Annotated in this window: 19 protein-coding genes; 15 read left to right on the top strand and 4 right to left on the bottom strand. The window is 60.4% G+C overall.

What is annotated here, in order from left to right:
- Nucleotides 1-476 precede the first annotated feature (476 nt).
- From AC6CIA_RS07325 to AC6CIA_RS07305, 5 genes are all read left to right on the top strand, one after another.
- A complete protein-coding gene (locus AC6CIA_RS07325; protein WP_498311284.1) occupies nt 477-698 on the top strand; it encodes a hypothetical protein in 222 nt (73 codons plus the stop codon).
- Between the two features lie 128 nt (nt 699-826).
- Nucleotides 827-1,714: a cupin-like domain-containing protein gene (locus AC6CIA_RS07320; RefSeq protein ID WP_498311283.1), complete on the top strand. Its 888-nt coding sequence runs from the start codon at nt 827-829 to the stop codon at nt 1,712-1,714.
- Entirely contained in the window at nt 1,711-2,343 is a 633-nt protein-coding gene (locus tag AC6CIA_RS07315) for a TIGR02466 family protein (protein ID WP_498311282.1), read from the top strand. The genes AC6CIA_RS07320 and AC6CIA_RS07315 overlap by 4 nt, the downstream gene beginning before the upstream one ends.
- 9 nt (nt 2,344-2,352) lie before the next feature.
- Complete coding sequence (locus AC6CIA_RS07310; RefSeq protein ID WP_498311281.1) at nt 2,353-3,504, top strand: radical SAM protein; 1,152 nt, start codon at nt 2,353-2,355, stop codon at nt 3,502-3,504.
- A complete protein-coding gene (locus AC6CIA_RS07305; RefSeq protein WP_498311280.1) occupies nt 3,494-5,770 on the top strand; it encodes a S9 family peptidase in 2,277 nt (758 codons plus the stop codon). Before AC6CIA_RS07310 ends, AC6CIA_RS07305 begins: the two co-directional genes overlap by 11 nt.
- Here the strand turns inward: AC6CIA_RS07305 and AC6CIA_RS07300 are convergent.
- A complete protein-coding gene (locus AC6CIA_RS07300) occupies nt 5,699-7,024 on the bottom strand; it encodes a CapA family protein (protein ID WP_498311279.1) in 1,326 nt (441 codons plus the stop codon). The two genes, AC6CIA_RS07305 and AC6CIA_RS07300, sit on opposite strands and share 72 nt — an antisense overlap.
- 30 nt (nt 7,025-7,054) lie before the next feature.
- Nucleotides 7,055-8,860 carry an asparagine synthase-related protein gene (locus AC6CIA_RS07295; RefSeq protein WP_498311278.1) on the bottom strand — a complete coding sequence of 602 codons (1,806 nt, stop codon included), beginning with the start codon at nt 8,858-8,860 and terminating at the stop codon, nt 7,055-7,057.
- Nucleotides 8,861-9,134: 274 nt separating this feature from the next.
- Here AC6CIA_RS07295 and AC6CIA_RS07290 point away from each other — a divergent pair, with 274 nt between their 5' ends.
- From AC6CIA_RS07290 to AC6CIA_RS07275, 4 genes are all read left to right on the top strand, one after another.
- Nucleotides 9,135-10,118, top strand: coding sequence for a helix-turn-helix domain-containing protein (locus AC6CIA_RS07290; RefSeq protein WP_498311277.1), 984 nt, complete (start codon nt 9,135-9,137; stop codon nt 10,116-10,118).
- Nucleotides 10,119-10,195: 77 nt separating this feature from the next.
- Entirely contained in the window at nt 10,196-11,128 is a 933-nt protein-coding gene (locus AC6CIA_RS07285) for a SphA family protein (protein WP_339529941.1), read from the top strand.
- A gap of 10 nt (nt 11,129-11,138) precedes the next feature.
- Nucleotides 11,139-12,386 carry an MFS transporter gene (locus AC6CIA_RS07280; protein ID WP_498311276.1) on the top strand — a complete coding sequence of 416 codons (1,248 nt, stop codon included), beginning with the start codon at nt 11,139-11,141 and terminating at the stop codon, nt 12,384-12,386.
- Nucleotides 12,387-12,402: 16 nt separating this feature from the next.
- Nucleotides 12,403-13,881 (top strand): amidase, encoded by a 1,479-nt coding sequence (locus AC6CIA_RS07275; protein ID WP_498311275.1) that lies wholly within the window; start codon nt 12,403-12,405, stop codon nt 13,879-13,881.
- Nucleotides 13,882-14,058: 177 nt separating this feature from the next.
- Here AC6CIA_RS07275 and AC6CIA_RS07270 read toward each other — a convergent pair whose 3' ends face one another.
- Entirely contained in the window at nt 14,059-15,546 is a 1,488-nt protein-coding gene (locus AC6CIA_RS07270) for an aldehyde dehydrogenase family protein (protein ID WP_498311274.1), read from the bottom strand.
- A 272-nt stretch (nt 15,547-15,818) separates the two neighbouring features.
- Between AC6CIA_RS07270 and AC6CIA_RS07265 the strand changes: the two genes are divergently transcribed.
- The 3 genes from AC6CIA_RS07265 (at nt 15,819) to AC6CIA_RS07255 (ending at nt 19,065) form a co-directional block, all read left to right on the top strand.
- Nucleotides 15,819-16,988: a p-hydroxyphenylacetate 3-hydroxylase oxygenase component gene (locus tag AC6CIA_RS07265; RefSeq protein WP_498311273.1), complete on the top strand. Its 1,170-nt coding sequence runs from the start codon at nt 15,819-15,821 to the stop codon at nt 16,986-16,988.
- Nucleotides 16,989-17,055: 67 nt separating this feature from the next.
- Nucleotides 17,056-18,012 carry a p-hydroxyphenylacetate 3-hydroxylase reductase component gene (locus AC6CIA_RS07260; protein ID WP_498311272.1) on the top strand — a complete coding sequence of 319 codons (957 nt, stop codon included), beginning with the start codon at nt 17,056-17,058 and terminating at the stop codon, nt 18,010-18,012.
- A 147-nt stretch (nt 18,013-18,159) separates the two neighbouring features.
- On the top strand, nt 18,160-19,065 hold the full coding sequence (locus AC6CIA_RS07255; RefSeq protein WP_498311271.1) for a methyl-accepting chemotaxis protein: 906 nt from the start codon (nt 18,160-18,162) through the stop codon (nt 19,063-19,065).
- A 39-nt stretch (nt 19,066-19,104) separates the two neighbouring features.
- Here the strand turns inward: AC6CIA_RS07255 and AC6CIA_RS07250 are convergent, their stop codons facing one another.
- Complete coding sequence (locus AC6CIA_RS07250; protein ID WP_498311270.1) at nt 19,105-20,433, bottom strand: alginate export family protein; 1,329 nt, start codon at nt 20,431-20,433, stop codon at nt 19,105-19,107.
- 305 nt (nt 20,434-20,738) lie between these two features.
- On the opposite strand from AC6CIA_RS07250, the gene AC6CIA_RS07245 reads away from it, so the two are divergent.
- The 3 genes from AC6CIA_RS07245 (at nt 20,739) to feaR (ending at nt 23,878) form a co-directional block, all read left to right on the top strand.
- A complete protein-coding gene (locus AC6CIA_RS07245; protein ID WP_498311506.1) occupies nt 20,739-22,235 on the top strand; it encodes an APC family permease in 1,497 nt (498 codons plus the stop codon).
- Nucleotides 22,180-22,800: a DUF3156 family protein gene (locus AC6CIA_RS07240; RefSeq protein ID WP_498311269.1), complete on the top strand. Its 621-nt coding sequence runs from the start codon at nt 22,180-22,182 to the stop codon at nt 22,798-22,800. The genes AC6CIA_RS07245 and AC6CIA_RS07240 overlap by 56 nt, the downstream gene beginning before the upstream one ends.
- Before the next feature lie 115 nt (nt 22,801-22,915).
- Nucleotides 22,916-23,878, top strand: a complete 963-nt coding sequence (feaR, locus tag AC6CIA_RS07235) for a transcriptional regulator FeaR (protein ID WP_498311268.1) — start codon at nt 22,916-22,918, stop codon at nt 23,876-23,878.
- The last annotated feature ends 20 nt before the right edge of the window (nt 23,879-23,898 follow it).

Raw genomic sequence — 23,898 nt, 5'->3', positions numbered from 1 at the left:
GCGTGCCTGGCTGGGTAAGCTGCGGCGCTTGCTCAGCGAGCCAAGGCAATCACCTTGAATCCGCCGGGCAGTCTCGAGATTTATTAATTTCGAAATGCGATTAAGTATGTTGCTTTTCTTTATAAAGCGATGCGGCTATTTAAAGTTGATTTCCTTGCGGTCGTAAAAATAGGGGCTATCGTCTCCTGCAAGAGCCACATGTTTCCCTGCCGGGTTTCATTCTTCGACGGTGACGGGTTCAAGTATCGTCGAGGGCGCTCATTGCTTTCGACCTGCCTCCAGGCCCCTTCAACGCAGTCTTCACGGGCGCCGACGAGACGGCCTGGCAGGCCCGGGTCAAGGACATAGGGGGCGGCCCGGCCGAACTCTATGAGGTGCGGTAAAAGTGTTGCGCGTAGGGCCTGGCAGTACACTGGGCGAAGTTGGCTGAGACGCTGCCATGGACCGGTTGGATAAACTATTAAGGAAGAACGGCAATGACTAACTTCGCTATTTCCGAAAGTGCAAGCAAACACCTTCTGCAACTCCAATCCTTACTCCTCGGCGAACAATCACGGGCGTCTGGGCCCGTGTTGGCGAGGGACGGCTGGGGCGAGCAGGATATTTGCGCTGAAGTGGCCCGACCCGGTTGGACTGAGCAGGATATTTCAGCGCAGATCGTCCTGCCGGGCTGGACCGAGCAAGACGTCAGCAACTGAGTCACTGGCCGAGGGACCCGGTCGACGCACCCGTTGACTGGGCCGCTCCATCCTATGTCCGGCGTGCGTGCAAGCGGTGATTGAGTACGAACGCCGGCACTCTTTCCCCCAGGGGAGCCAGTGCGCTCATGTCGACCCAAGCATTCATGGACAGGTCCTCCCTGCAGGTCCTGGAACCCGGCCAGGTCCGTCATGGAGCCGTTCCGGTACGCCCGTTCATCTGTCGGGGGTGGCTGAGCGATCCGGCGGCGCTGGGCCCGGCTCATCCCGGCTGGACTGGGCACAACGTTGAAGTCTGTCGTTTACCGGCCGACTCAAGCGATGTCGCGGTGGCCTCGTTCAGGCTTCGCGAGATGGGCGCGACCACGACCATGCCTGTGACTGATGTGTTCCAGTTGCAGTCAGCGCAAGCGGCATCGAGCACCGCGGGGCCGGAAAATATCTACGTTTTCGGCGGTCAGACACCCCCGGCGTTCCTCGACGAGGCTTTCTGGCCTGGCGGCTATGACTACTGCGGTTCGTCCAACTACATCGCCTCGGCCGGTATCCGCGCCCGCCTGCACTACGACTTGTGGCAGGCGTTCTTGCTGCAAGTCCACGGACAGAAGCGGGTCAGACTCTATCCTCCCTCGGACTACAGTTTTCTTTATCCGATCCATCACCTGGAAAGTGGGTTTTCGAGACGATCGCGGGTGGATGTGCGCGCCCCGGACTATCAGCGCTTTCCATTGGCCCGTCGCCTGTCTTCTGGCATTGAAATCGTCTTGCAGCCCGGCGACATGCTCTACCTGCCGTGCCGGTGGTGGCACGAAGTCGAAGCACTGTCGTTTTCGATTGGTTTCAACCGCCGTTTCAAGGTCGGCCCGCTTGAGTATTTTTCCCAGGCGGCGGCCCAAGGCTGGGAGTGCCTGAGAGGCCGCTACTGGTATCGAACGGCCGCCGACCTGCCAGGGCGTACGGTGACCGAACTGCTGCGCAACGGGGTCGAAGCGCTGCGCAGCAGGGCGCAACCATGATTAATCCCCCAGGCATCAACTTACTGACGCACCTGCTGCCGCATCTGGCCTGCGAGGCCCAACTGCCCATCGTCGAGGCTGATCGCGAGACGATGTCCCAGGCTGTATGGCGGCTGCATGAAGCGAACCGTGAAGGGCGCAGCGTCTCCAATCGTGGCGCGGGCTGGCAGGCCGAAATTGTCGACAGGACACCCTTCGTGCCGGTGATATCCGCGATCGAGCAGGTGGCGAGGGGGCTGCTCGGCAGCTATGGGTTAACGTTTCAGGAACTGGTGTTCACCACGATGTGGGCCAACATCAACTTTCATCGCGATTTCAATGTCACTCACCGTCATGGCGGGCATCTCAGTGGTGTGTATTTCCTGGAGGTGGCGGACGGATGTGGCGATCTCGTCCTCGGTTCGACAGCGGCGTTCTACATCAGCAATCCGTTGGTGAAGAAGGCGCGCGATGCCGAAGGAAATAACTTCCTCGGTCACTCGATAAAGCCCCGTCGTGGCCAGATGGTGCTCTTTTCTTCCGAGACCAACCATCACGTGGATTGCAACCTGAGCGAACGCCCACGCCTGAGTATTGCCTGGAATATGCGGGTTGACGATGGCGCTGACGGACTTGCTGCCAGAACATAAGGAGGCTGTATGACGAATCATGCCTTGTGGTCCACCCCGTCGGTCGACTGGGTGATCAAGATCTCCCGCTATTGCAATTTACGTTGCCACTATTGCTATGAATTCGAACATCTGGGCGAAAAGGCCAGAATGTCGCTGGCCGACATCGAAAAGATGTTTCGTCATATCGCCTTGCACTATCGGGACTCAGGCAAGCTGATGAACTTCGTCTGGCACGGTGGCGAGCCGTTGTTGATAGAGGCCGATTACTACAGGCAGATTGCGCGTCTGCAACAGCAAATCTTTGTCTGCGCCGGGATTGAATATCGTAATAGCTTGCAAACCAACCTCACCACGTTGACGCAGACAACCCTGGGACTGATCAACGGCTTCTTTCACGGCATGAGCGTATCCATCGATTTTTTCGGCGATCACCGCGTGAGTCGCGCTGGCCGTCCGATAGAGGATCTGGTCAAGCGCAATATGGCGCGGCTGAAGCAGGAAGGTATCCGCTTCGGCTGCATCTCGGTACTGTCGCGCTCGAACGTGGAGCATGTCGAAGATATTTATCGCTACGTCGCGGAACACGGCTACAGCCTGCGGTTGCTGCCAATCTATCGCAAGGCGTTTTCCGGGCAGCAAGACCAACTCGCGTTGTCTGCCGAGGAGATTGTCGCGGCCTTCACGCGGGTGGCCGATCTGTGGCTGAACTCTGATCGCGTGTTGCGCGTACGGCCGCTGGAAGATTACCTGACGCATGTCGTGCGCAAGCTCACCCTGGGCACGCAGGGACATGCCGTCTACGACAAGCGTATGGATGAAGTGGTCTATATCGTGGGTACGGACGGGTCGTTGTATTCGATTGCCGATGCCTATTTCGAGCCGCTTTGCCACGGCAACCTGTTCACCACTTCACTTCAGGAGATGCAGTCGGGAGCGGTGTATGCCCGCGTCGTGGCGCAAGCCCGGGAGCGTATGCACAAGACCTGTCAGCGCTGCGAATTCCATGGACCGTGTTCGGGCTTCATCATGGGCGAAGCCACTGAAGAAGAACGCTATGTCGATGCTGATGAGCAGTTGCGTTGCGGCATCGCCCGGCCCATGCATGAGTATCTGGAGCGGCGGCTGTTGGCATCGGGCGTCTTCAGCGCACCTGTACAGGCCGCGGCCCATGTCCGATAGCCGGGAGCAACGGGTGGACGCTGCGGTGCAGCGGTATTTTCCACCTCCCACGCAGCGGCCCGGCGGCGCTAACCAGGTTCATTGGGATCCCGACGGCGAGCACTATGTTCGGCTGGTGGTGACTGACAGCGGCTGTGCCCTGGAGCGTTACGCTATTGGGCGCGCTGCCAGGGAGACCTGGGTTGCGGCGCGGCAATTGCGCGATGCCGAAGGTGTACCGCTGGCCGTGGAGAGTGTGCAAGTCCAGTTCGAGCATGAACGAGTGCTGCTGTTCACTGACGCGCAACGGCTGTGGCGCTCGGCTTGCAATGGACGCTATTGGCTGTTCGACAGGCCAACGCAACGGCTGGTGCGCGTGGCCCGGGATCAGCCGGAAAGGATGATCGCATTCGCAAAAATGTCACCTCGAGGGCAGCGGGTCGCCTATGTCCGCGATCACGATATCTATTGCGAAGAGCCGGGCGTCACTCCCGCCTGGCGCTTGACGTGGGACGGCGATGGCAACCGGTGGAACGGCGAGTTTGACTGGGGTCACGAAGAAGGCTTCGGCTGCCGTGATGGCTTTCGTTGGGCGCCGGACGGCCGGCACATTGCGTTCTGGCAGTTCGATAGTGCCGATGTGCCTCGGTACGAGATAGCCAAGCGAGCCGGTGAAGCACCACCCGGCAAGTTCGCATTGGCCTATTCGCGTCCGGCGGATCCTGTCTCCCGGTGGCGAATCGGTGTGGTGGAGGTCGATACCGGGGCGATACGCTGGATGCCGCGACTCGCGCATCCGTATTATCTGCCACGGATGCAGTGGCTGGATAACGAGACGCTGCTGATCCAGGCCCTGGATCGAACGCAGCAGGATTACCGACTGCTGAGGTGGCGGTTGCCCGTCGAGCGGCTCGAGTGCATTTATCACGAGTACGATCCGGCCTGGATCGACATGATTGCCTACGACATGGTGACGGACAAATGGGCCGCCGACGAACTGCCCGTGAACCCCGACGGGACGGCGGTGTATCGGCTTTCCGATCAGGACGGGTGGCGACGCATCTATCGCGTGTGCCTGTCGGACGGCAGCGCTGAAGCTGTTTCTCCGGTCGGCTTTGATGTGGCAAGACTCTACGGTATCGGCGGCGAATGCCGTCTGCTGTACTTTTGCGCGTCTCCCCATGCCGCCGGCCAGCGTTACCTGTATGCGCTGGACCTCGCGCAGGCGCATGCGCTGCGACGGATCACCCCGCAGCGATGTGTCGGGGTCAATCACTATGAGATCGGGCCCGGCGGGCGCTTCGCCGTCCACCGGTTTTCCTCCCCGGACAGTGGTGCCTGTACCGCGTTGATTGGTTTGCCGTCCCATGCGGCGCTCAGCCCTCCGGTGCGCGGGGCGGGTGTCGATGCTCAACCCCTGGGCGCACGTGTTCTGGCGGCGCAATTAGGGGGCAGGGAAGGGGTGTATCGCGATGTCAGGTGCCTGCTTCCCCCGGGGTTTGAGGCTGGATACGCGTATCCACTGGTATTTCTGGTCTACGGCTACCCCATGACGCAGCAAGTGAGCGATGGCTATCCTTCACGCTGGAGTCGTTTTCTTGCCGATCTCGGTTACCTCGTGGTGGTCTCCGATCCCCTCGGTACACCCTGTTTGAAGGGACGCAGCTGGCGCAAAGGGATAAAGCACCGCCTGGGCGTGGACAATTGTGCCGATCAGGCTGATATCTGCCGTCGCGTAGCGACGTGGCCACAGGTTGATCCAGAGCGGATAGCGGTATTCGGCTGGAGTGAGGGCGGCACGATGGTGTTGAATCTGCTGGCGGCCAATCCCGGCCTGTTCCGCGCCGGGATTGCCGTGGCGCCGATGGCCAACCCGCTGCTGCACTACGGCATTTACCAGGAGCGCTATCGTGGGCTGTTGAGTACCCATGCCTCGGCCTACCAGGCAGGCAGTCCGCAATTTTCCCCCACCCTGGCGCAAGACACGCTGTTGATCCTGCATGGCGACGCGGATGATCACGTTCACCTGCAACATTCGACTGACTATTGGCAACGCTTCAACGACTCACACGCCTTGCCTGAACTGAAGATTTACCAGGGCAGCAGTCACGCCATGAGCGAAGGCGCGGTAGGGCTGGCACGGGTGGCTGGCGACCTGGGACGCTTTCTGGAACAGCAGGTGAGAGGGGGCAAGGGCCGGGTCGTGGCGGCAGATCTAAAGGCGTACCTCACCCACGTTGCGGTCACTGATGATCACGGTGCCATAGCGGCTGGACAGCGCTTGTAGCTCTGCGAGGGTCTTTGCCGCGACGTCGCCCGCGGCCAATACCGGACGTCCATGCTGGCTGCGTGGCAGGCCGAATCCTAGATCGATGGGGTGTAGCCGCACGCCGGCCAGGGCGCCTTTGCGGAACGAGACCTGGGCGATAAAACTGCGCCAATACTCTTCGAAATGCGCGAAGCCGGTGGTGCCGTGGCGCGTTTTGGCGTTTTGCAGATCACTGATGCTGGCGTCCGGACCGAGGTTGAACGCCTGGTAGCTGGCTGAAGGTTGCCTGATCACGGTTTCGTTCTGGAACACGAAATTGCCCATGGAATAAAAGATCGGGCGATCTTTGTATATTTCGATGCCGCGGATCGTATGCGGGCCGTGGGCCACGAACACATCGGCGCCCGCGTCGATGCAGCGCCGGGCGAAATCCCGCAGGAACGCGGGCGGCTCATCGGCTGAAGTGCCTCGTTCGTGCCAGTGACAGGAAACGATGACCCAGTCGGCCATGGCCTTGGCTTCGCCAACCCGGCGCGTGTGCCGTCGAGCGTCAGTCTGATCCAGTTCTGTATGGAGGGAAAAGCCCTCGGACAGCTCGAAGGACTGGCCAAACACTTCCAGGCGTTGAGGCGCTTCGGCCGCCGGCGGGCACGGGTCGACGAGGTTTCTGCGCTGCGGTTCAGCGGTATCCAGCCCCAGTTGGTGGCGCAACCGGGCCAGTGCCAGAATCGACGCTTCATCAACCTGGTAGCGCCGCTGGTAAAGCAGCGGATTGATCCCAGGTCGGCCGCAATGGCCGTGGTGTTGCGTCATGGCCTCGCTGCCGGGGGCGAAGCTCGCGCTGCAGGCCAGCAGCGCGACCCGACCGGCAGCGGTCTCCACGTAGGTCGGCTCCGAGGCGTCGAACAGATCGGTGCCAGCGCCGGCATACGCAAATCCGGCACGCTCGAGGTGCTCCAGGGTGCCCAGCAGGCCGGGGATACCGTAGTCCGAGGCATGGTTGTTTGCCACCGACAATAATCCGAAGCCGAGCCATCTCAGGTCGGCGAGAATCTCGGGAGGGCATCCCGTGAAAGTTCCCCCGGCGATACCCGGCCAGTGCTCGAAACGGTGCAGCACCGTTTCGAGGTTGCCCAGCGTCATATCGGCACCCCGCAGCAACTCTCGCAAGGCGAGGTAGGCCGGCTCCCTGAACACGCCAAGACGGCGCGATACCAGCAGATCGCCGGTTGCCATCAGACAAAAATTACCCTGTTCCGCTTCGTATAACATGGCGAATGCTCGCAGTAGGACCGGCAGTGATCAGGTACGCAGGCCGTAGCGCTGCCAGTGTTCGATCCACAGTTGCACGTAAAGGAGCTGGCGCAGGCGACTGGCGCTGCGCTTTTGCAGAGCCAGATCAGCGGAGTGGGTCAAGGTCTGGCGCAAGCGATTGACCTCGCCGATGTTGAACAGCCCGTGGTCGGCCAGCTTGTTCTCGCAGAGGTAATCGTCAAGCAGGGTTCGGCAACTGCTGTTGAGCCATTGCCAGTTAGGACTTTCGAAACCCATTTTCGGATTGTTCATGATGTCGGCACCGACCACCTCGCGTACCACTTGCTTGAACAGGTATTTGTTTTCGCCGTCACGGTATTTGAAACGCGCCGGCAGACGCAGGGCGAAGTCCAGCAGAGCGTTGTCGGTAAATGGGTACAGGGCGCTTGATCGACACCAGTGCGCGGCTTTGTCGACACGCGGGAACATTCGGTCTGCCGCTGAGGGCGCCTGTTCGCCATGGTGGATCAGATTGCTGGCGTGTTGCAGGCGATTGGCGGCCGGCAGCAGACGGTCCAGGCTTCGGTAATGCCCGGCGGGCAGCACGTAGGCGAAGTTCAGCAGGGCGGCGAGTTCAGTGTCTTCGGTGTAACGCAAGGCCGCGCCTCGCCGTGCGCGCTGGATCTGCAACGTATCGGCGTCGATGCCGTGGCCGGCGGGCCAGTCCGGCAGGGCGTTGGGCCCGAAGAGTCGATGCGGGTCGCCGGGGCCGATGAGGGTTGAAGAACCGTCTCCCGAGTACACGCCGGCAACCTGCTCGGACGCCGCCAGCCAACCGAACAAGGTCGGCACCAGTGAGTGCACGCCCATCGGCTCGTCGTAGGCATAGGGCAACTCAGCGGTCAGGCGCAGCACATCCTCACTCTGGCAGAGCAAGGTTGTGTGACGGCAACCGAGCCGCGCGGCAATGGCTTCGGCACGGGCTGTTTCATCCAGCGAGGGCATATTGAAGCCCACGCAGAACGTATTGATCGGCGCGGCGCTTTCACGCTGCAGCAAGGCGGCGATCAGGCTGCTGTCATAACCGCTGGTGAGGAACACACCTGCATCGGGGTAGCGCCGCTGCCGGCGCTGTACCGCTTGCGCGAACAGTTCATGCAGCGACTGCCTGGCCGTCTGTTCGTCAAGGTGCTCGGCGGGCTCGTTGAGGCCATCGGCGAGATGCCAGTAGCTCACCTCTTGGGCGCAGCCCCGCTTGAAATCGATTACCAGGGCATGACCAGGGTTCAGCTTGCGGACATTCTTCACTAGGCTGAAGGGCGTAGGGACCGCATCGTAGGCAAAATAGGCGGCGAGCTGGTCGCGGTCCAACTGGACGTTCAGGCTCGGGTGCCCGGTCAGCGAGCGCAGGTCCGCCGCGAATACCAGCAGTGATCCGACCCAGCTGTAATAAAGCGGTTTGGTGCCCCAGCGGTCTCGGATGAGGTAGCCTTTCTGGCTGCAAAGGTTGAGCGCAGCCAACGCGAATTCGCCGTTCAACTGCGCGAAGTGCTCAACGCCGCCCTCCAGTATGGCAACCAGTCCCGCCTCGGGCGAATCGACTGATGCTTGCGGCTGCCGGCCCGTGTCTTGTTGTTCCAGCCAACCCTCACAGGCAATCACCCAGTGGGTCGCGGTTTGCGCCCTGGCTGCCGGATGCACCCGCGTGGCCGCGAGGCCGCAGGAAACCCCGGGCTGTTGCGTGAACCACAGCTCGGCGGCCTGCGTCACTGCGGGGCGTTCGCCCATCTGTCGCAGGTGCGTCAAGTTCGATTGGCCGCAGAAGTCGAGAAACCCGCAGATTCTTGCGTTCAATGGCTGCTCCGATGAGGTGGCGTTTTAGCTCAAGCCTCTGCAAGCGTAGACCCCGGCGGTGAATTGTGGCCACTGATCCTGGAACAGATAGTTTGAGTGTGCCCATGACGCTCAAGCCTTGCCGAATGCCAGCCGGCAGGATGGGCCTCCATGCGGCTGGCCGGCCTTTCGCGATTAGCCGTTTTCGGCACAATTGTGCTGGTGCCTGGCGTAGCGGAATGAAATTTGCCTTCTCAACTGTCTGTAAGCGTTGTGTGCCCATCAGGACAGGTCGATGAATAACCATAATAAAGTCGTCGAAAGTACGACCGGCATACCGGACATGACTGCAGTGATTCACCGCCATAGCACCAACGATATCGATCAGCACGCACAGAACATGGGTGGCTGGGAGGTACGCTATGACCAACTGACCCCCGGGCGCTTCGAAGGCGAATTGATCGAGTTCCGCGCGGGCTGGATGCAGCTGGTACGGGATCGCTCCAATCAGTCCATGCTCAAGAGTGGCAGCGCCTGGAAAGGGGCGATTACCTTTAGCGTGCCGTTGAGCGCGCAAGGGCCGGTGTTTTGCGCGGGGCATCCGATTCATGAGCAGAGCCTGTTGGTGGCCCATGGTGACCATCTGCCCGATCTGCGTACTCCCGAACACTTGGATTTGTTGGGAATGGCGGTGGAAATCCAGGCCCTGGAGCATGTGCTGGAACGCCAGGGCGCTCGTTTTAGAATTACCGATCTTCCCAAGTGTTACCGTTTGAGGAATTCCTCGGTGCAGGCCGAGCTGACGGCACTGTTCGATGAGTTTGCCACTGCCGATCAGGCACGCGACAGCCTGCTGGGTTATGAAGCGATCCGTCATGGCATCCGCGATGCGGTGATGGTGCATCTATTGGAACTGGTAGCGCCGGACCCGGCGCCGCCCCTCAGTCCGACCGCGCGCAAACGCATGGTCGATCGCGCCAGGGAATACGCGTTGGGGCATCTGGATGAACCGTTGTCGATCCTTGATTTGTGCAATCACATCGGCGCCAGCCGCCGCAAACTCCAATACTGTTTCCAGGAAACCCTGGGCATCAATCCGGTGGCGTACTTGCGCGCCTTGCGCCTCAATGCGGTGCGCCGTGAACTGCGAGACAGCCTTGACGAACACGGCGTGCAAAAGGTGGCGGCGCGTTGGGGGTTTTGGCACCTGAGTCGTTTTGCCAGCGATTACCGTACCCTGTTCGGGGAATCTCCCTCGCAGACATTGCGTCGCCATTAACTGTGCTGAAAACGGATAACCCACCTGCCGGGGCGTTACTAGGATGACCCACACCATTTGGTTGGGAGGGACATCCGATGATTTACAACAACAAAGCCAACGTCAGTCGCGTCACCTTGTTCACCCTGGGCCTGTTCAGCCTGTGTACCGCCGCACAGGCCACTGAAAACGGGGCGCCGACCACCGCTGTGGGCGTTTATGACTTCGGCGCCGGGATGATGCCGCCGGCCACGCCGTTCGGCACACTGGGCCTGCGCACGGCGTTCTATTCGGCCACCGTGCAGAAAGATCGCCACGGGCGTTCCCTGGACAACCACTTCTCCCTGGACGTGCTATCGATCGGCCTGGCCTACATGCGCATGACCGACTACAGCGTGTTGGGCGCCAAATATGGCTTCGGCGCCGTCGTGCCTTTTTTCAAGATGGACGCTTCCCTGGAGGTGCCGACGCCGGGCGGCCCATTGAAGCTGGCGGCTGATCCGTTTCGCCTGGCTGATGTGCAGTTACTCCCGTTGATCCTGCAGTGGAACCTATCGCCCAACCTGTTCATCAACACCCAGTTTCAGATCCAGGCGCCCACCGGTGACTATGACAAGAACCGCCTGATTTCGCCTGGGCTCAACCACTGGACGTTTTCTCCCATCGTCAACGCGACCTACATCAGCGACACCGGCTTCGAGGTGTCGTCGAGTTTCGAGGTGGACGTCAACACGCGCAACCCGGATACCCACTACAAGAGCGGCGTGGAGTACCGCCACGAGTTCGCCGTGGGTCAGCACTTCGGTCCCTGGACCGCTGGCATTGGCGGGTACTACTACCGCCAGATCACCGATGACGATGCGCCGGGCTTGACCCGCGGTAATCGTGCCCGGGTGCTGGCCGTGGGGCCGGCGGTAAGTTACTTCAAGCCGGGGCTGCCGCCTGTCTGGCTGCATCTTTACAAAGAACATGGCGCGCGCAACCGCGCCGAAGGCTACACCGTCGCCTTGCGCGTTTCCCAAAGCTTCTGAGGGCTGGATCATGACGTCTGTGCATTCTGCTTCGACCCTGACGACGCCTGTCGCGCGTCAGGCCACGGGACGCCGTGAAGGACTGGTGCTGATGTTGGGCAGTAGTCTGACCGTTATGGGGGCGGTGATGGTCGCGCCGATCCTGCCCAAACTGGGTGCCGAGTTCGGCCCCCTCACGCCTCGCGCCGATCTGCTGTTGCCATTGGCCGTGACCGGGCCGGCGCTGGCAATTGCTGTGTGCGCGCCGCTGGCCGGCTGGGTCGCCGACCGGGTGGGGCGCAAGATGCTTCTGGTGGTCGCCACCTTGCTTTATGCGCTGCTCGGCGCAGTGCCCGCAGTGCTCGGGGATCTGCTGTCCATCGTTGCTGTACGCCTGTTGTTCGGGGTGACCGAAGCAGCGGTGATGACCTGTTGCGCGGCCCTGATCGCCGATTATTGGCAGGGCGAGGAGCGGCTGCGCTACATCAATCGCCAGGTGGTCACTATCGGTCTGGTCGGTGCCTTGTTCTTCGTCCTGGGCGGCGCTCTGGGGGAGCACTCCTGGCGTTTGCCGTTTCTTCTCTATCTGCTGCCGCTGCTGCTGGTGCCGGTCATGATGAAAGTGCTCTGGGAGCCGGCTCGCAGTCAGTCGTGCGTTGAGCTGGAGGGACCGCGGCGGGTCGCGATCCTGCCGCTGGTGCTGGGTTATTTGCTGATCTTCGGCGGCATGCTGTTGAGCTTTGTGGTGCCGGTGCAGGCACCCATTTTGCTGGTGGGTCTCGGGGTCACGTCCAGCACGCTGATTGGGGTGTCCATCGGCTTGGGGCTGCTGGCCACCCTGGGCGGTTCCCTGGCCTGGCCGCTGCTGCGTCGAAGCCTGGGGAGCGTCGGCACCAATGCGGTGTTGCTGCTGTTGCTAGGGCTGGGATTATGGTTGCTGATGCGCGGGCAGAGCTACAACCAGGTGTTATTGGCGGTGGTGATCCATGGCCTGGGCGCAGGACTGCTGGTGCCGAATGTGATGGCGCCGGTGATGGAAGCCCTGACAGCTCGCACCCGTGGCCGGGGGTTGGGAGGCTTCACCGCGTGCCTGTATCTCGGCCAGTTCGTCAGTCCCCTGGTGGTGGCGGGGCTGGGCGCGTTTGCCGGTGACTTGCATCACACCATCGAGTGGCTGGCCTTTGCCAGCCTTGCCGCCGCGCTGCTTTGGGGGATCACCGCGTTATCGCGACGCAGTTCGAACGCTCCCGAGTCATCTACCCATTCGTCATTGAAATAACCCCGGAGTACCCCTCATGCAAGACATCCAGCAGTTGTTGGACAAGGAAGACGCCACCGGCCTGGCCGCGTGGGTCAGGCGCGGTGATGTGCAGCCCGTGGAACTGGTCGAGGCGGTGATCGAGCGCCTGGAGCGGGTTGAACCGCAACTGAACGCAGTGGCCGAGCGTCTCTATGACGAGGCCCGCGATGCAGCGCTGGATCCGCAGACGCGGGGCGGACTGTTTGCCGGGGTGCCGACCCTGATCAAGGACCTGTTCACGCCGGTGCGGGGCGCCGCAATGACCAATGGTTCGCTGGCGCTGGGCACGGCCCGCGCCGATTTCGAGTCCGAGGTGGTGACGCGCCTGCGTCGCGCCGGTTGCCTGATCGTTGGCACCAGCACGGCACCGGAATTCGGCACCTCCTATTCCACCGAATCGACACGCTTCGGTGCCACCCGCAATCCGTGGAACACCGAGCACAGCGCCGGCGGCTCCAGCGGTGGGGCGGCGGCCCTGGTGGCCGCGCGGGTGGTGCCTTTTGCCCATGGCAATGACGGCGGCGGTTCGTTGCGCGTACCGGCGTCCTGTTGCGGGGTCTTCGGCCTCAAGCCCAGCCGTGGCTTGCTGCCTTCCGGGCCGATGGTGGGCGAGGGCTGGGCGGGCATGGGTACCAGCCATTGCATTACCTTATCGGTACGTGACAGCGCGGCCTTGCTCGACGCCACGGCCGGGATCGATTTGGGCGCTCCCTATGCTGCTCCGCTGCCGGCGCAGCCCTACGTGGCGGCCTTGCACCAAGCGCCGCGGCCTCTGCGGATTGCCTTGGTGGAACAGCTGGGACCCTGGCCGACTTCTGCACAAAGCCTGGATGCAGTACGCCAGGCCGCGAGCCTCTGTGAGTCCCTGGGACATCGGGTAGAGCCTGCACGATTGCCGGTCGTGCTGCCGGAATTCCTCGACCAGGTGTTCACCATTATTGGCGCCAGCACGCGAAATTACCTCGACCTGTTGGGACAATTACGCGGCGCGCGGGTGCAGCCCGAGGAGCTGGAAGCCCGTACGCGGATCATTCTGCGCGCCAAGGGCGGAGTGAGTGGCGCGTGCTATGCGGCAGCGGTGGAGTGGATCCATGCACTGGGCCGACAGTTGGCGCTGTTCATGCGTGATTACGATGTGATCCTCAGCCCGACCCTGACCCGTGAACCGGTACCGATCGGCGAACTGGATCTGCAGGACGACCGCTTGAACCTCGATGAATTGATCGAACGTTTCCACAGCTACTCGCCGTTTACCGCGTTGTTCAATGCCAGCGGGCAGCCGGCGATGTCGGTGCCGCTTCACTGGAGCGCGCGAGGCTTGCCCATGGGCGCGCACTTCGCCGGCCGTTTTGGCGAGGAAAGTACCTTGTTGGCACTCGCTGCGCAGTTGGAAGGCGCCCGGCCATGGCGGGGTCGTCTACCGCTGGTCAATGCCTGTCAGACATCGGGCGCAGGGGGCCCACACAGTCGATAAGTGTCAGTGATCGGCGTTTAAGGTGCACAAAAGATCGTTGGGGGCGTCACTGACAGGTATGACGCGCTCAACGGTCTGCCTCTGACGGCTACGTTGCCCTCAACGGCACGCCACGATCCCTGGCAGTATCGGCCGGAGCTGCTGCGCAAGATTGAGCGCAGCACGGCCCATTCGCGATCAATAGCGAATCATCACCGACTTGAGCTCGGTGTAGTCGTCAATGAACGCCGCGCCAAACTCGCGTCCCACCCCAGACGACTTACTGCCGCCAAACGGCACCGCCGGATCCAGCAGGGTGTGCATGTTCACCCATACCGTTCCGGCCTCGATGGCGGGCACGATGCGCAGGGCCTTGCTCAGATCATTGGTCCAGAGGCTGGCGCTCAAGCCATAGGGCGTATTGTTCATCAACGCCAACAGTTCTTCTTCGCTGTCGTAAGGAAAAAAGGTCGCAATCGGGCCGAATGTTTCCTCGTTGAGCAACGTGTCGTTGACGGTGTTCGCGAGAATGACCGTCGGTTCGACATAGCAGCCCGGGCGGGCGATCAAGTTGCCGCCGTGCACGATCGTGTTGTTTTCGGCGCGGGCCTTGGCGAAAAACTCGTTGAGTTTGAGTTGATGCTGGCGATTGCTGACCGGGCCAAACTCGGTGCGCTCATCCAATGGCGAGCCGATGTTCAGTTTACTCAGGCGTTGCGCCAGTTTGTCCATGACCGTTTCGATCTGTGAGCGATGGAAGAAGAAACGTTCGGCGGCAGCGCAAATTTGTCCGGAATGCAGGAACCCGGCTTCGATGATGCCGTTGACGGCCTTGTCCAGGTCCACATCGCGCAGGAAACCCGCCGAATTCTTGCCGCCCAGTTCCAGGGTGGCGCGGGTCAGCCCGGCCGCCATGGCGCTGCGGCCGACGGCCACCCCGGTCGGCACCGAACCGGTGAATGAAACCTTGTCGGTTCCGGGATGTTCAATCAGCTCTTTGCCAACCAGCCCACCCCCGGTCAATACGTTCAATGCGCCCGCTGGCAGGCCGGCTTCGATGGCCAGTTCGGCGATCCGCAGGATGGTCAGCGGGGTGAATTCACTCGGTTTAATGATGATGCTGCAACCGGTCACCAGGGCCGAGGCGAGTTTCCAGATGGCGATCATCGTTGAAAAATTCCACGGCACGATGCCGACTACCACGCCTACGGGTTCTCGCAGGGTGAAGGCGGTGTAACGTTCGCCGGCGAAGGAGGGCAGTGATGGCGTGATGGTCTGGCCGCTGATCTTGGTTGCCCAGCCGGCGTAATAACGCAGGAAGTGGGCGGCCTGGTCAACTTCGAAGGCACGGGAAATCTGGATGATCTTGCCCGATTGACAGGTTTCGATCTGCGCCAGCTCTTCGCGGTGCTGCTCCAACAGCTCCGCCAGTTTCAGCAACACGTTGCCGCGCGTCGCCGGCGCAGCCTGTGACCATTGCTTGAAACCGCGGTTAGCTGACTCGACTGCCGCATCGATATCGACCGGATCGGCGTCGGCGACTCGGGCTATGACCTGGCCAGTGGCGGGGTTGATCACCTCCAGGGTCTGGTCGGAATGACTCTGGACGTAGCCACCGTCGATGAACAATGCATGGCTTCGACTAAGGAACGCTTCAACTTGAGGTAGCAGTGGAATATCGCTCATGGGTTTTCCTTACCGCGAACAAAGAAAAGCCCAAGGTTAATCAAAGGTTGCGGCAGCAGCTTGACTGTGGCTGCCGATGCCTATGTCTGTGGCTGCCAAAATCGATCGAGGTTTGTGCACGAGGTTTGGCTCATTGCCTCTGAAAAGTGCAATCTTGACTCTGAAAGGTGCATTTTCTAGGTTAATGGCTCGATCCATACTGACCCTGCATCCAGCGCTGTCCTTCATTTCTTGGGCACTACCTGGACATCCAATAATAAGCAGGGCCATCCATGAAAAAGCCAAACCCGCTTCTTGAAGACCTCAAGTCCATTCTGCCGAGCATCGCTGCCAACGCTTTCCAGGCCGAGCAGGATCGCAAGGTCCCCGATGAGAACATCGCGCTGCTCAAAAGCATTGGCATGCACCGTGCTTTTCAACCGAAGGCGTTCGGTGGCATGGAGCTGTCGCTGCCGCAGTTTGCCGACTGCATCGCCTTGCTGGCGGGGGCTTGTGCCAGTACCGCCTGGGCCATGAGCCTGCTCTGCACGCATAGCCATCAATTGGCGTTGTTCTCGGCCGAGCTGCAGCAGGAAGTCTGGGGCGCTGATCCGGATGCCACCGCCAGCAGCAGCATCGCGCCGTTTGGTCGTACGGAGGAGGTCGAAGGTGGCGTCCTGTTCAGCGGTGAAATGGGCTGGAGCAGCGGTTGCGATCACGCCGAGTGGGCGATTGTCGGTTTCCGCCGCAAAAATGCCGAAGGCACCCAGGACTATTGTTTCGCGGTACTGCCGCGTCGCGACTATCAGATCCGCGACGACTGGTTCGCTGCGGGCATGAAAGGCAGCGGCACCAAGACCCTGATCATCGATCGCGTGCGGGTGCCGGAACACCGTATCCAGAAAGCCAAGGACATGATGGAAGGCAAGTCCGCAGGCTTTGGTCTATACCCGGACAGCAAGATTTTCTACTCGCCGTATCGCCCGTACTTCGCCAGCGGCTTTTCCACCGTGAGCCTGGGCGTGGCCGAGCGGATGCTCGAGGTGTTCCGCGAAAAAACCAAAACTCGGGTACGCGCCTACACCGGTGCCGCGGTGGGTGCCGCGACCCCGGCGTTGATGCGCCTGGCGGAGTCGACTCATCAGGTGGCAGCCGCTCGCGCTTTTCTCGAGAAGACCTGGCAGGAACATGCCGAGCACAGCGAACAGCAGCGTTATCCAAGCCGAGAAACCCTGGCGTTTTGGCGCACCAATCAGGCGTATGCCACCAAGATGTGCATCCAGGCCGTGGACCGTTTGTTCGAGGCGGCCGGTGGCAATGCCTGGTTTGAGCACAACGAGATGCAGCGCCTGTTCCGCGACTCGCACATGACCGGCGCCCACGCCTATACCGACTACGACGTCTGTGCGCAGATCCTGGGTCGAGAGCTGATGGGCCTGGAACCCGATCCGAGCATGATCTGAGTCGAACCGTCCCCAAACCCCATAACAACAATCAGGGCTGCTCCCGGAAGCAGTCCGGGAGTCTTGCATGTCTGAGAACAGCGCTTGCCCAGCCACCGAAACGAGCTTCGACCCGAGGGCTTTTCGTCGGGCCCTGGGCAACTTTGCCACTGGGGTCACGGTGGTGACCGCCGCCACTGCCTGTGGGCGCAAGGTCGGTGTCACGGCCAACAGCTTCAATTCGGTATCCCTTGATCCGCCGCTGGTGCTGTGGAGTCTCGACAAACGCTCCAGCAGCCACGACGTATTCGAGCAGGCCAGCCATTTTGCGGTCAACGTGCTGGCAGCGGATCAGATCGATCTCTCCAACAATTTCGCCCGCCCCAGGGAGGATCGCTTCGCCGAGATCGAGTTCGAGTCGGGCGCGGGCGGTTCGCCGGTATTCGCCGATTGTGCGGCGCGGTTTCACTGCGAAAAATACCAGCAGGTGGATGGTGGTGATCATTGGATTATGATCGGCAAGGTGGTGGCCTTCGACGATTTTGGTCGCTCGCCATTGCTCTATCACCAGGGCGCCTATTCCATGGTCCTGCCCCACACCCGCATGACTCGACGCGACGAAAATCAATCGCCGAGCAGCCACTTTCAGGGGCGTCTCAGCCACAACCTGTATTACCTGATGACCCAGGCGGTGCGGGCCTATCAATCCAGCTACCAGCCTCGGCAGTTATCCACCGGCCTGCGCACCAGCGAGGCGCGGATGCTGATGGTGCTGGAAAGCGACGCCGGCCTGTGTACGCATGATTTGTTGCGGGAGGTGGCGATGCCCGTCCGGGAAATCGACGAAGCCGTGGCCAATCTCAAGCGCAAAGGATTGGTCAACGATGATGAGCATCGCGTACGCCTGACCGCGGCCGGTATCGAACAGACTGAAGACTTGTGGGCGATTGCCCGGCAGCAGCAAGACAAGGTCTTTGCCGAGTTCAGCGAAGAGCAGATTGAAACCTTCAAGACTGTGTTGAAGCAACTGATCAGCCAATGCTGATGGCCCATCGGTTGGTTACGGCGCCACAGGGCGCCGTTTTCACCCATGGCAGGCAGAAGCAAGTGCGGTAGCAGTGTCGTGCAAGCAATCGTTGCCCGTTTGCGATCAGATCCCCGTATCTAGACGCGACGAACAAAGGGCGGGCTTATGTTCTTCAATAAACATAGACGGGAACAGGCGTTCATTGAAGCCTTGCAACTGGAACAGCTCACGCTGGAAAAAGCCCAGCTCGTGCAGCGCTTGCAAGACACTGAGCAACTGCTCAAGGATCAGGCCTGCCAATTGGAAAGCTGCGAGCAATCCCTCGAAACACTGCGTCGGCAAGCGGAACAGGCGCGTAGCCGCGAGCATGCGCTTGAAATCGAGGTGAGTCAGCTCGTTCAACGATCTCGCCAGCACCAACAGGAATCGCAGATCTGGGAGTTGTTGCAGTCGACGCTGACCGAAGGCTGCTGGGATATCACCGTGGTCAACGGCAATGTTCAAGACCCTGCCAGTTGTATGCGCTTTTCCAATCAGTTCCGTCTCCTGATGGGGTATGCCTCCCAGGAGTTGCCCGACGGTTGGGAGGCTCAGGTCAGCATCACACATCCGGACGATCTGCCGAAAATCATGGCGATCTTCGACCGGGAAATCCTCGACAGCCACGGCAGTGGCGAATATGTCTTTGAATACCGGATGCGCCACAAGACCGCTGGCTATATATGGTGTCGCGAGCGCGGCCGCGCGGTCCGTGATGAACGAGGCTGTTTGATCCGTGTGATAGGCGCGGTTCGTGACATCAGCGATGAGCGTTCGGCCAAGGCAACTCATCATCAAATGCTTGAACAGAATCAGGCGACCTACGGCCAGATCGCAACGGTGGTTGGGGTCATCAAGGGCATTGCCGACCAGACCAATCTGTTGGCCCTGAACGCGGCCATTGAAGCGGCCAGGGCGGGTGAGGTCGGGCGCGGGTTCTCAGTGGTGGCCGATGAAGTGCGCAAACTGGCGGAAAATACTCGCCAGGCCACGCATCAGATTCAGACGATGTTGCACCAGCACAAGCAATAAACCGGTTCAGGAGCTGCGCAGGGCAGCTCCTGAGTGGTGTCAGAAAGGCACGGCCACCGTGAGCTGGCTGTAGAGGTTGGTGCCATTGCCACCTACCTGGTTACCCCCCGTGGTCGCATCCTTTTTGGGCTGGTAGAGGCCGATCAAGGGACTGATGATCAGGTGGCTGTTGACCGCCCATTCGGCATACACATCCAGTTCGCGAGCATCAAGATTGAGCGCGTCGCTCTTGCGCAGGGTGTTGAAGTCGAAATACAACGCACCGACCGTGAGGTTTTCCAATGGCGTCACCTTGAAGCCGACATGCTGGATACCGGTATTACTATTGAAAGGACCGGCGTAATTGGACGCGACTTCACCTTGAAACCACGTGCCGTAGCCGGTGCTGAGCCCCGTGAACAGCGGGTCCCATTTTTGCGAGTAGCGCGTATAGCGATAGGTCAGCGTGGGAGACCAGGTCACATCAGCGAAGGTGTAGCCAGCTTCGGCATACCAGGCTTTTTCAGGTCCGGCATCCTTGTCCTGCCAGGCGTATTCGAATGCGAAACTGGCGTTCTCGATGCCGGCGTTGCCTTCGCCCCGCAGGCTGTAAGTATCCATATGTTCGCGTTGTTTCTGGAAGTCACTGGCCCACTGGTCGGTGACATCGATGCCGTGTACCCAGGTCAGGCCCAGCGTTCCGGCGGCGGTCGTGTAGTCCAGCGTACCTGCCGCCAGCGCTGTCTCGGCTTGGGCCCGGTTGTCCGACTTGAGCCACACTAGCGAGCCGTGCAAGCCATCCTGCCCACCCAGGCGGAGCATGGCGGTGCGATCAAAGGCGTGTCGCGCCGCGAGGTAGTAGGCACCGCCGCGATTCAGCGCGCCGTCCGCCGGTCCCTTGCCCAGATTGGGGCCATCATCATTAATCAGGAAGCCTCTGCCGATCTTGACCACTTGCCGGCCGACGGAGAAGTCCACGCCGTCCTTGCCAAGCGCCGGGAACAGATCCGCCGAGCGCCACCCCAAGTAAGCGTCTTCGAGCTTAGTCGTACGCTCTGAGCCGTCGGTGTTACCCGCTGCGTCGCCGTCGCCCCAGGTACCGGAACTGACCCAGTTCAGCGCACCGTAGCCGGTGCCGTAACCTGCCAAGCCTTGATCGGCGCTTAATCCATACTTGATGAAGCCCTCGCGCCAGGTTGAACCGCCCTGCGTCCCGTCGTAGTTGTTACGGCTGTTAAACATCCCGTATACCGCAAGAAAGTCAGCATTGAGATGGGTGTCGTCATCGCCATAAAGCTCGTAGGCCTGGACCGAAGAATCCGCGATCAAGAGCGCGATTCCCAGACCAACCGCCTTGGACAGCGAGTGTTTTTTGCGTATTTGCTCCATTTTTATTTTCCCCGCACGTGTTGGACAGCCAATAGTTCGAGCACTCATTAGAGCTATCGTGAAAGGCAGAAGTCTTTCACCTGCGTGCCACGCAATTGTTCCTGTCAGCCAAGCAGTGCTCCTTGGCAGGCAGCAACAAAACCGTCGGCAGACACGGGCAAGACGATCAGGACGCAAGGGGCGCAGAGTAGTGGTGTTCAAGGGCCGTTCCGATCAGGGACTGGCTGGGGCAGGCGTTATCGCCGGTTCCTTGGATGGTTCGCTACTAACCTATAAAAAATCCGCTTTCGAGGATCTGCACCATGTTGATCAATGACAGGCTCACCGAGCATTTGAACCGGGGCTCGGTCGGTTTTCCCACCGCGCTGGCCAGTACCATCGGCCTGATCATGGCGAGCCCGGTGATTCTCACCGCGACCATGGGCTTCGGTATCGGCGGTAGCGCCTTTGCCGTGGCCATGCTGATTGCCGTGGTGATGATGCTGGCCCAGGCGACCACCTTCGCCGAGGCCGCGTCGATCCTGCCCACCACCGGCTCGGTCTACGACTACATCAACTGTGGCATGGGGCGCTTCTTCGCGATTACCGGCACGCTGTCGGCCTATCTGATTGTCCATGTGTTTGCCGGTACCGCCGAAACCATCCTGGCCGGTGTGATGGCCCTGGTGAACTTCGAACACCTCAATACCCTGGCCGAGTCGGCGGGTGGTTCCTGGTTGCTCGGGGTGGGGTTCGTCGTGGTTTTTGGCGTGCTGAATGCGTTCGGTGTCAGCGCCTTTGGACGTGCCGAGATCATCCTCACGTTTGGCATGTGGACCACCTTGATGGTGTTTGGTGTGTTGGGGCTGATCGCCGCGCCAGCAGTGGAGCTGGAAGGCTGGTTCGGTGCCTCCGTGGTGGGCACCGACCTGGTTACCGTGTTGTCGCTGGTGGGCATGGCTATGTTCATGTTCGTCGGGTGCGAATTCGTCACGCCGCTGGCGCCGGATCTGCGCCGCTCGGCCAGCACCATGCCCCGGGCGATGATCCTGGGGTTGCTGAGTGTCGCTACCTGCATGTTCATTTATGGCGCGGCGATGAAGCGCCAGGTAGAAAACGTGCTGCTGGATGCCGCCAGTGGTGTGCATTTGTTGGACACGCCGATGGCGATTCCGCGGTTTGCCGAGCAGGTCATGGGCGACATTGGTCCGATGTGGCTGGGCATCGGCTTTCTGTTCGCCGGTGCGGCAACCATTAATACGCTGATGGCCGGCGTCCCGCGGATTCTGTACGGAATGGCGGTGGACGGTGCATTGCCCAAGGTCTTCACCTACCTGCATCCGCGTTTCAAGACCCCATTGCTGTGCATCCTCGTGGCGATGTTGATCCCGTGCCTGCACGCATTGTGGCTCGGTGGCAATCCCGACAACATCATGCACCTGGTGTTGGCCGCGGTATGCGCGTGGAGTTTTGCCTATCTGCTGGTAACCGTTTCGGTGGTGAGCCTGCGGATTCGTCGTCCGGATCTGCCACGGGCCTATCGCTCGCCGTTTTTCCCGCTACCACAAATCCTCTCCAGTATCGGCATCGTCCTCGGTATGTGGTTCATCACCCCACCAGGCATGAACCCGGCGGACATTTACGTTCCCTTCGCGGTGATGCTGGGCGGCACGGCGGCATATGCCTTGTTCTGGACCCTGGTGGTGCAGAAGGTCAATCCATTCAAGCCGGCTTCGGTAGAAGAAGTCCTGGCCAAGGAGTTTTCCCATGAGCCTGGCACTCCTCACGACGGTTATCTCGACCATGCTGCAAAAACTCTCTGAACTGTTCAGCGCACGCCGTGCACCAGCGGGTTACAGGCCTGGGGTCACGCTGGAGTACCTGCGGCGCAACCTGGGCGTGGCGGGCTTCGCTTTGACGGGGCCGGCCAAGGCGGATTTTTTTCTGGGCGAGAGCGACGTTCAGGTCGACGTCGTGGAATGCACGCAAGCGCAACTGCTGATGCATCTGGTTATGACCGAGTTCTCGTTCAGCGTACCTGCCTCGGAGGAGGGCAGCGCGCGCTTCGATCTGCACCACAGCGGGTCAATTCGACGGACAGGGCTGAGGTGCAGGCAACGGACTGGAGCGCCGGCTTTGTTGCTCAAGCTCCAGGCTCGGCTGCAGGCTGATCAAGCCTTGCACCAGTCGCTGATGGTGCTGGATTTCAAGCGCTTACAGTTCACTTTGAGCGGGCGGGAATGGCATGTCCGGCTTGAGCATATGGGCGGTAGCGAGGTGGTCAACCGAATGCCTGCGTTTCGGCGTTACATCGCCCTGAGCGACATACAGCGCGAAACGCTTTTAAACGTCCTGGCGGGCTTGCAGCGTACCTTGCGCATGCTCTGATTTAAGCTTTGGCATCATTAATGCTTCTCCTGTGGGTCTCATGTACTTGTTGCGCACATATAGATAACATGTTAACTATTGTCCGACAAAAACAAGAAGCCACGATGGAGATGCCATGAGCACCTATCAGTCTGCGCAATATGGATTGGAAACCTGGACTCGGGATTTGCGAGCGGCATGTGGTCATTTCGACACTGAAATGGCCTACAACCGTTCCCTATTCATCGGTGAGGTTTTGAAACTGTCCCGGGGCGGCCTGTCACTGGCAAGCCTGCGCACTAATGCCGGTTTGATCAGGCGCGAGCGGCCCAACGCCGATCACGACAACGACCAGCATTGCTTCCTTGTCAGCCAGCGTAGTGGGTATTGCCAAATCACCCAGAACGGCCAGGTCATTCAGTTGGCGCCGGGCGATATGTTGCTCATGGACTCGACAGGGTCGATAGAGATAAGCCCTTTTGGGCTGATCGAACATGCTTCCCTGTCGCTTTCACGGAACGAGGTCTGCAAGCACGTGGGAAGTCAGTCGAAGACCTTCGGCAAGATTTCCTCCAGCAAGGCCTGTGGGCGGATGCTCCATGTGTTGATGGATCAACTGTGCCGGGACGATTTAAACGGCCAGGATTCCATGGGAGAGGGCGAGGCTCTGCAATCGGCTTTTGTCTCGTTACTGGGGTCTGCTTTCGAAATGAATGAGGTGCCGGATGACGGCCGCGTATGCTGGCAGGGCAATAACCTGCGTAGCTATGTCCAGAAAGTCATCGACGAGTCTCTGACCCAGCCTGGCCTGAGCCCGGTGGGGCTGGCCAGCCGCTTGAACATCTCGGTGCGGCATTTGTATCGGTTGTTTGAAGAACAGGACGACAGTGTCTGCCGCTATATCCAGCGTGCGCGACTCAAGCGCAGTGCGGATGACTTGATCAATCCGTTCCTGAAGAGTGAGTCGATTACGTCGATCGCTTATAAGTGGGGCTTCACTGATTCCGCCCACTTCAGCCGATCGTTCAAGAAGCAGTTTGATTTGTCGCCCAAGGATTATCGTTCTTCTCACCTACAGCCAGCGGTCGGTGCAGTGTAGTTTATTAATCTGTTAATGCA

This window comes from Pseudomonas sp. GQ91, assembly GCF_059758795.1.
Note: the sequence above shows the minus strand (reverse complement) of the source record. Positions and strands in the feature narration are given on the sequence as shown.

Bases quoted from the DNA above. Each gene is read 5' to 3' on its own strand.
- AC6CIA_RS07300 (WP_498311279.1), bottom strand. From the start codon at position 7,024: ATGTTATACGAAGCGGAACAGGGTAATTTTTGTCTGATGGCAACCGGC.
- AC6CIA_RS07260 (WP_498311272.1), top strand. From the start codon at position 17,056: ATGTCTGAGAACAGCGCTTGCCCAGCCACCGAAACGAGCTTCGACCCG.
- AC6CIA_RS07255 (WP_498311271.1), top strand. From the start codon at position 18,160: ATGTTCTTCAATAAACATAGACGGGAACAGGCGTTCATTGAAGCCTTG.
- feaR (WP_498311268.1), top strand. From the start codon at position 22,916: ATGAGCACCTATCAGTCTGCGCAATATGGATTGGAAACCTGGACTCGG.
- AC6CIA_RS07305 (WP_498311280.1), top strand. From the start codon at position 3,494: ATGTCCGATAGCCGGGAGCAACGGGTGGACGCTGCGGTGCAGCGGTAT.
- AC6CIA_RS07325 (WP_498311284.1), top strand. From the start codon at position 477: ATGACTAACTTCGCTATTTCCGAAAGTGCAAGCAAACACCTTCTGCAA.
- AC6CIA_RS07310 (WP_498311281.1), top strand. From the start codon at position 2,353: ATGACGAATCATGCCTTGTGGTCCACCCCGTCGGTCGACTGGGTGATC.
- AC6CIA_RS07240 (WP_498311269.1), top strand. From the start codon at position 22,180: ATGAGCCTGGCACTCCTCACGACGGTTATCTCGACCATGCTGCAAAAA.
- AC6CIA_RS07280 (WP_498311276.1), top strand. From the start codon at position 11,139: ATGACGTCTGTGCATTCTGCTTCGACCCTGACGACGCCTGTCGCGCGT.
- AC6CIA_RS07285 (WP_339529941.1), top strand. From the start codon at position 10,196: ATGATTTACAACAACAAAGCCAACGTCAGTCGCGTCACCTTGTTCACC.
- AC6CIA_RS07275 (WP_498311275.1), top strand. From the start codon at position 12,403: ATGCAAGACATCCAGCAGTTGTTGGACAAGGAAGACGCCACCGGCCTG.
- AC6CIA_RS07320 (WP_498311283.1), top strand. From the start codon at position 827: ATGTCGACCCAAGCATTCATGGACAGGTCCTCCCTGCAGGTCCTGGAA.
- AC6CIA_RS07290 (WP_498311277.1), top strand. From the start codon at position 9,135: ATGAATAACCATAATAAAGTCGTCGAAAGTACGACCGGCATACCGGAC.
- AC6CIA_RS07315 (WP_498311282.1), top strand. From the start codon at position 1,711: ATGATTAATCCCCCAGGCATCAACTTACTGACGCACCTGCTGCCGCAT.
- AC6CIA_RS07250 (WP_498311270.1), bottom strand. From the start codon at position 20,433: ATGGAGCAAATACGCAAAAAACACTCGCTGTCCAAGGCGGTTGGTCTG.
- AC6CIA_RS07265 (WP_498311273.1), top strand. From the start codon at position 15,819: ATGAAAAAGCCAAACCCGCTTCTTGAAGACCTCAAGTCCATTCTGCCG.
- AC6CIA_RS07270 (WP_498311274.1), bottom strand. From the start codon at position 15,546: ATGAGCGATATTCCACTGCTACCTCAAGTTGAAGCGTTCCTTAGTCGA.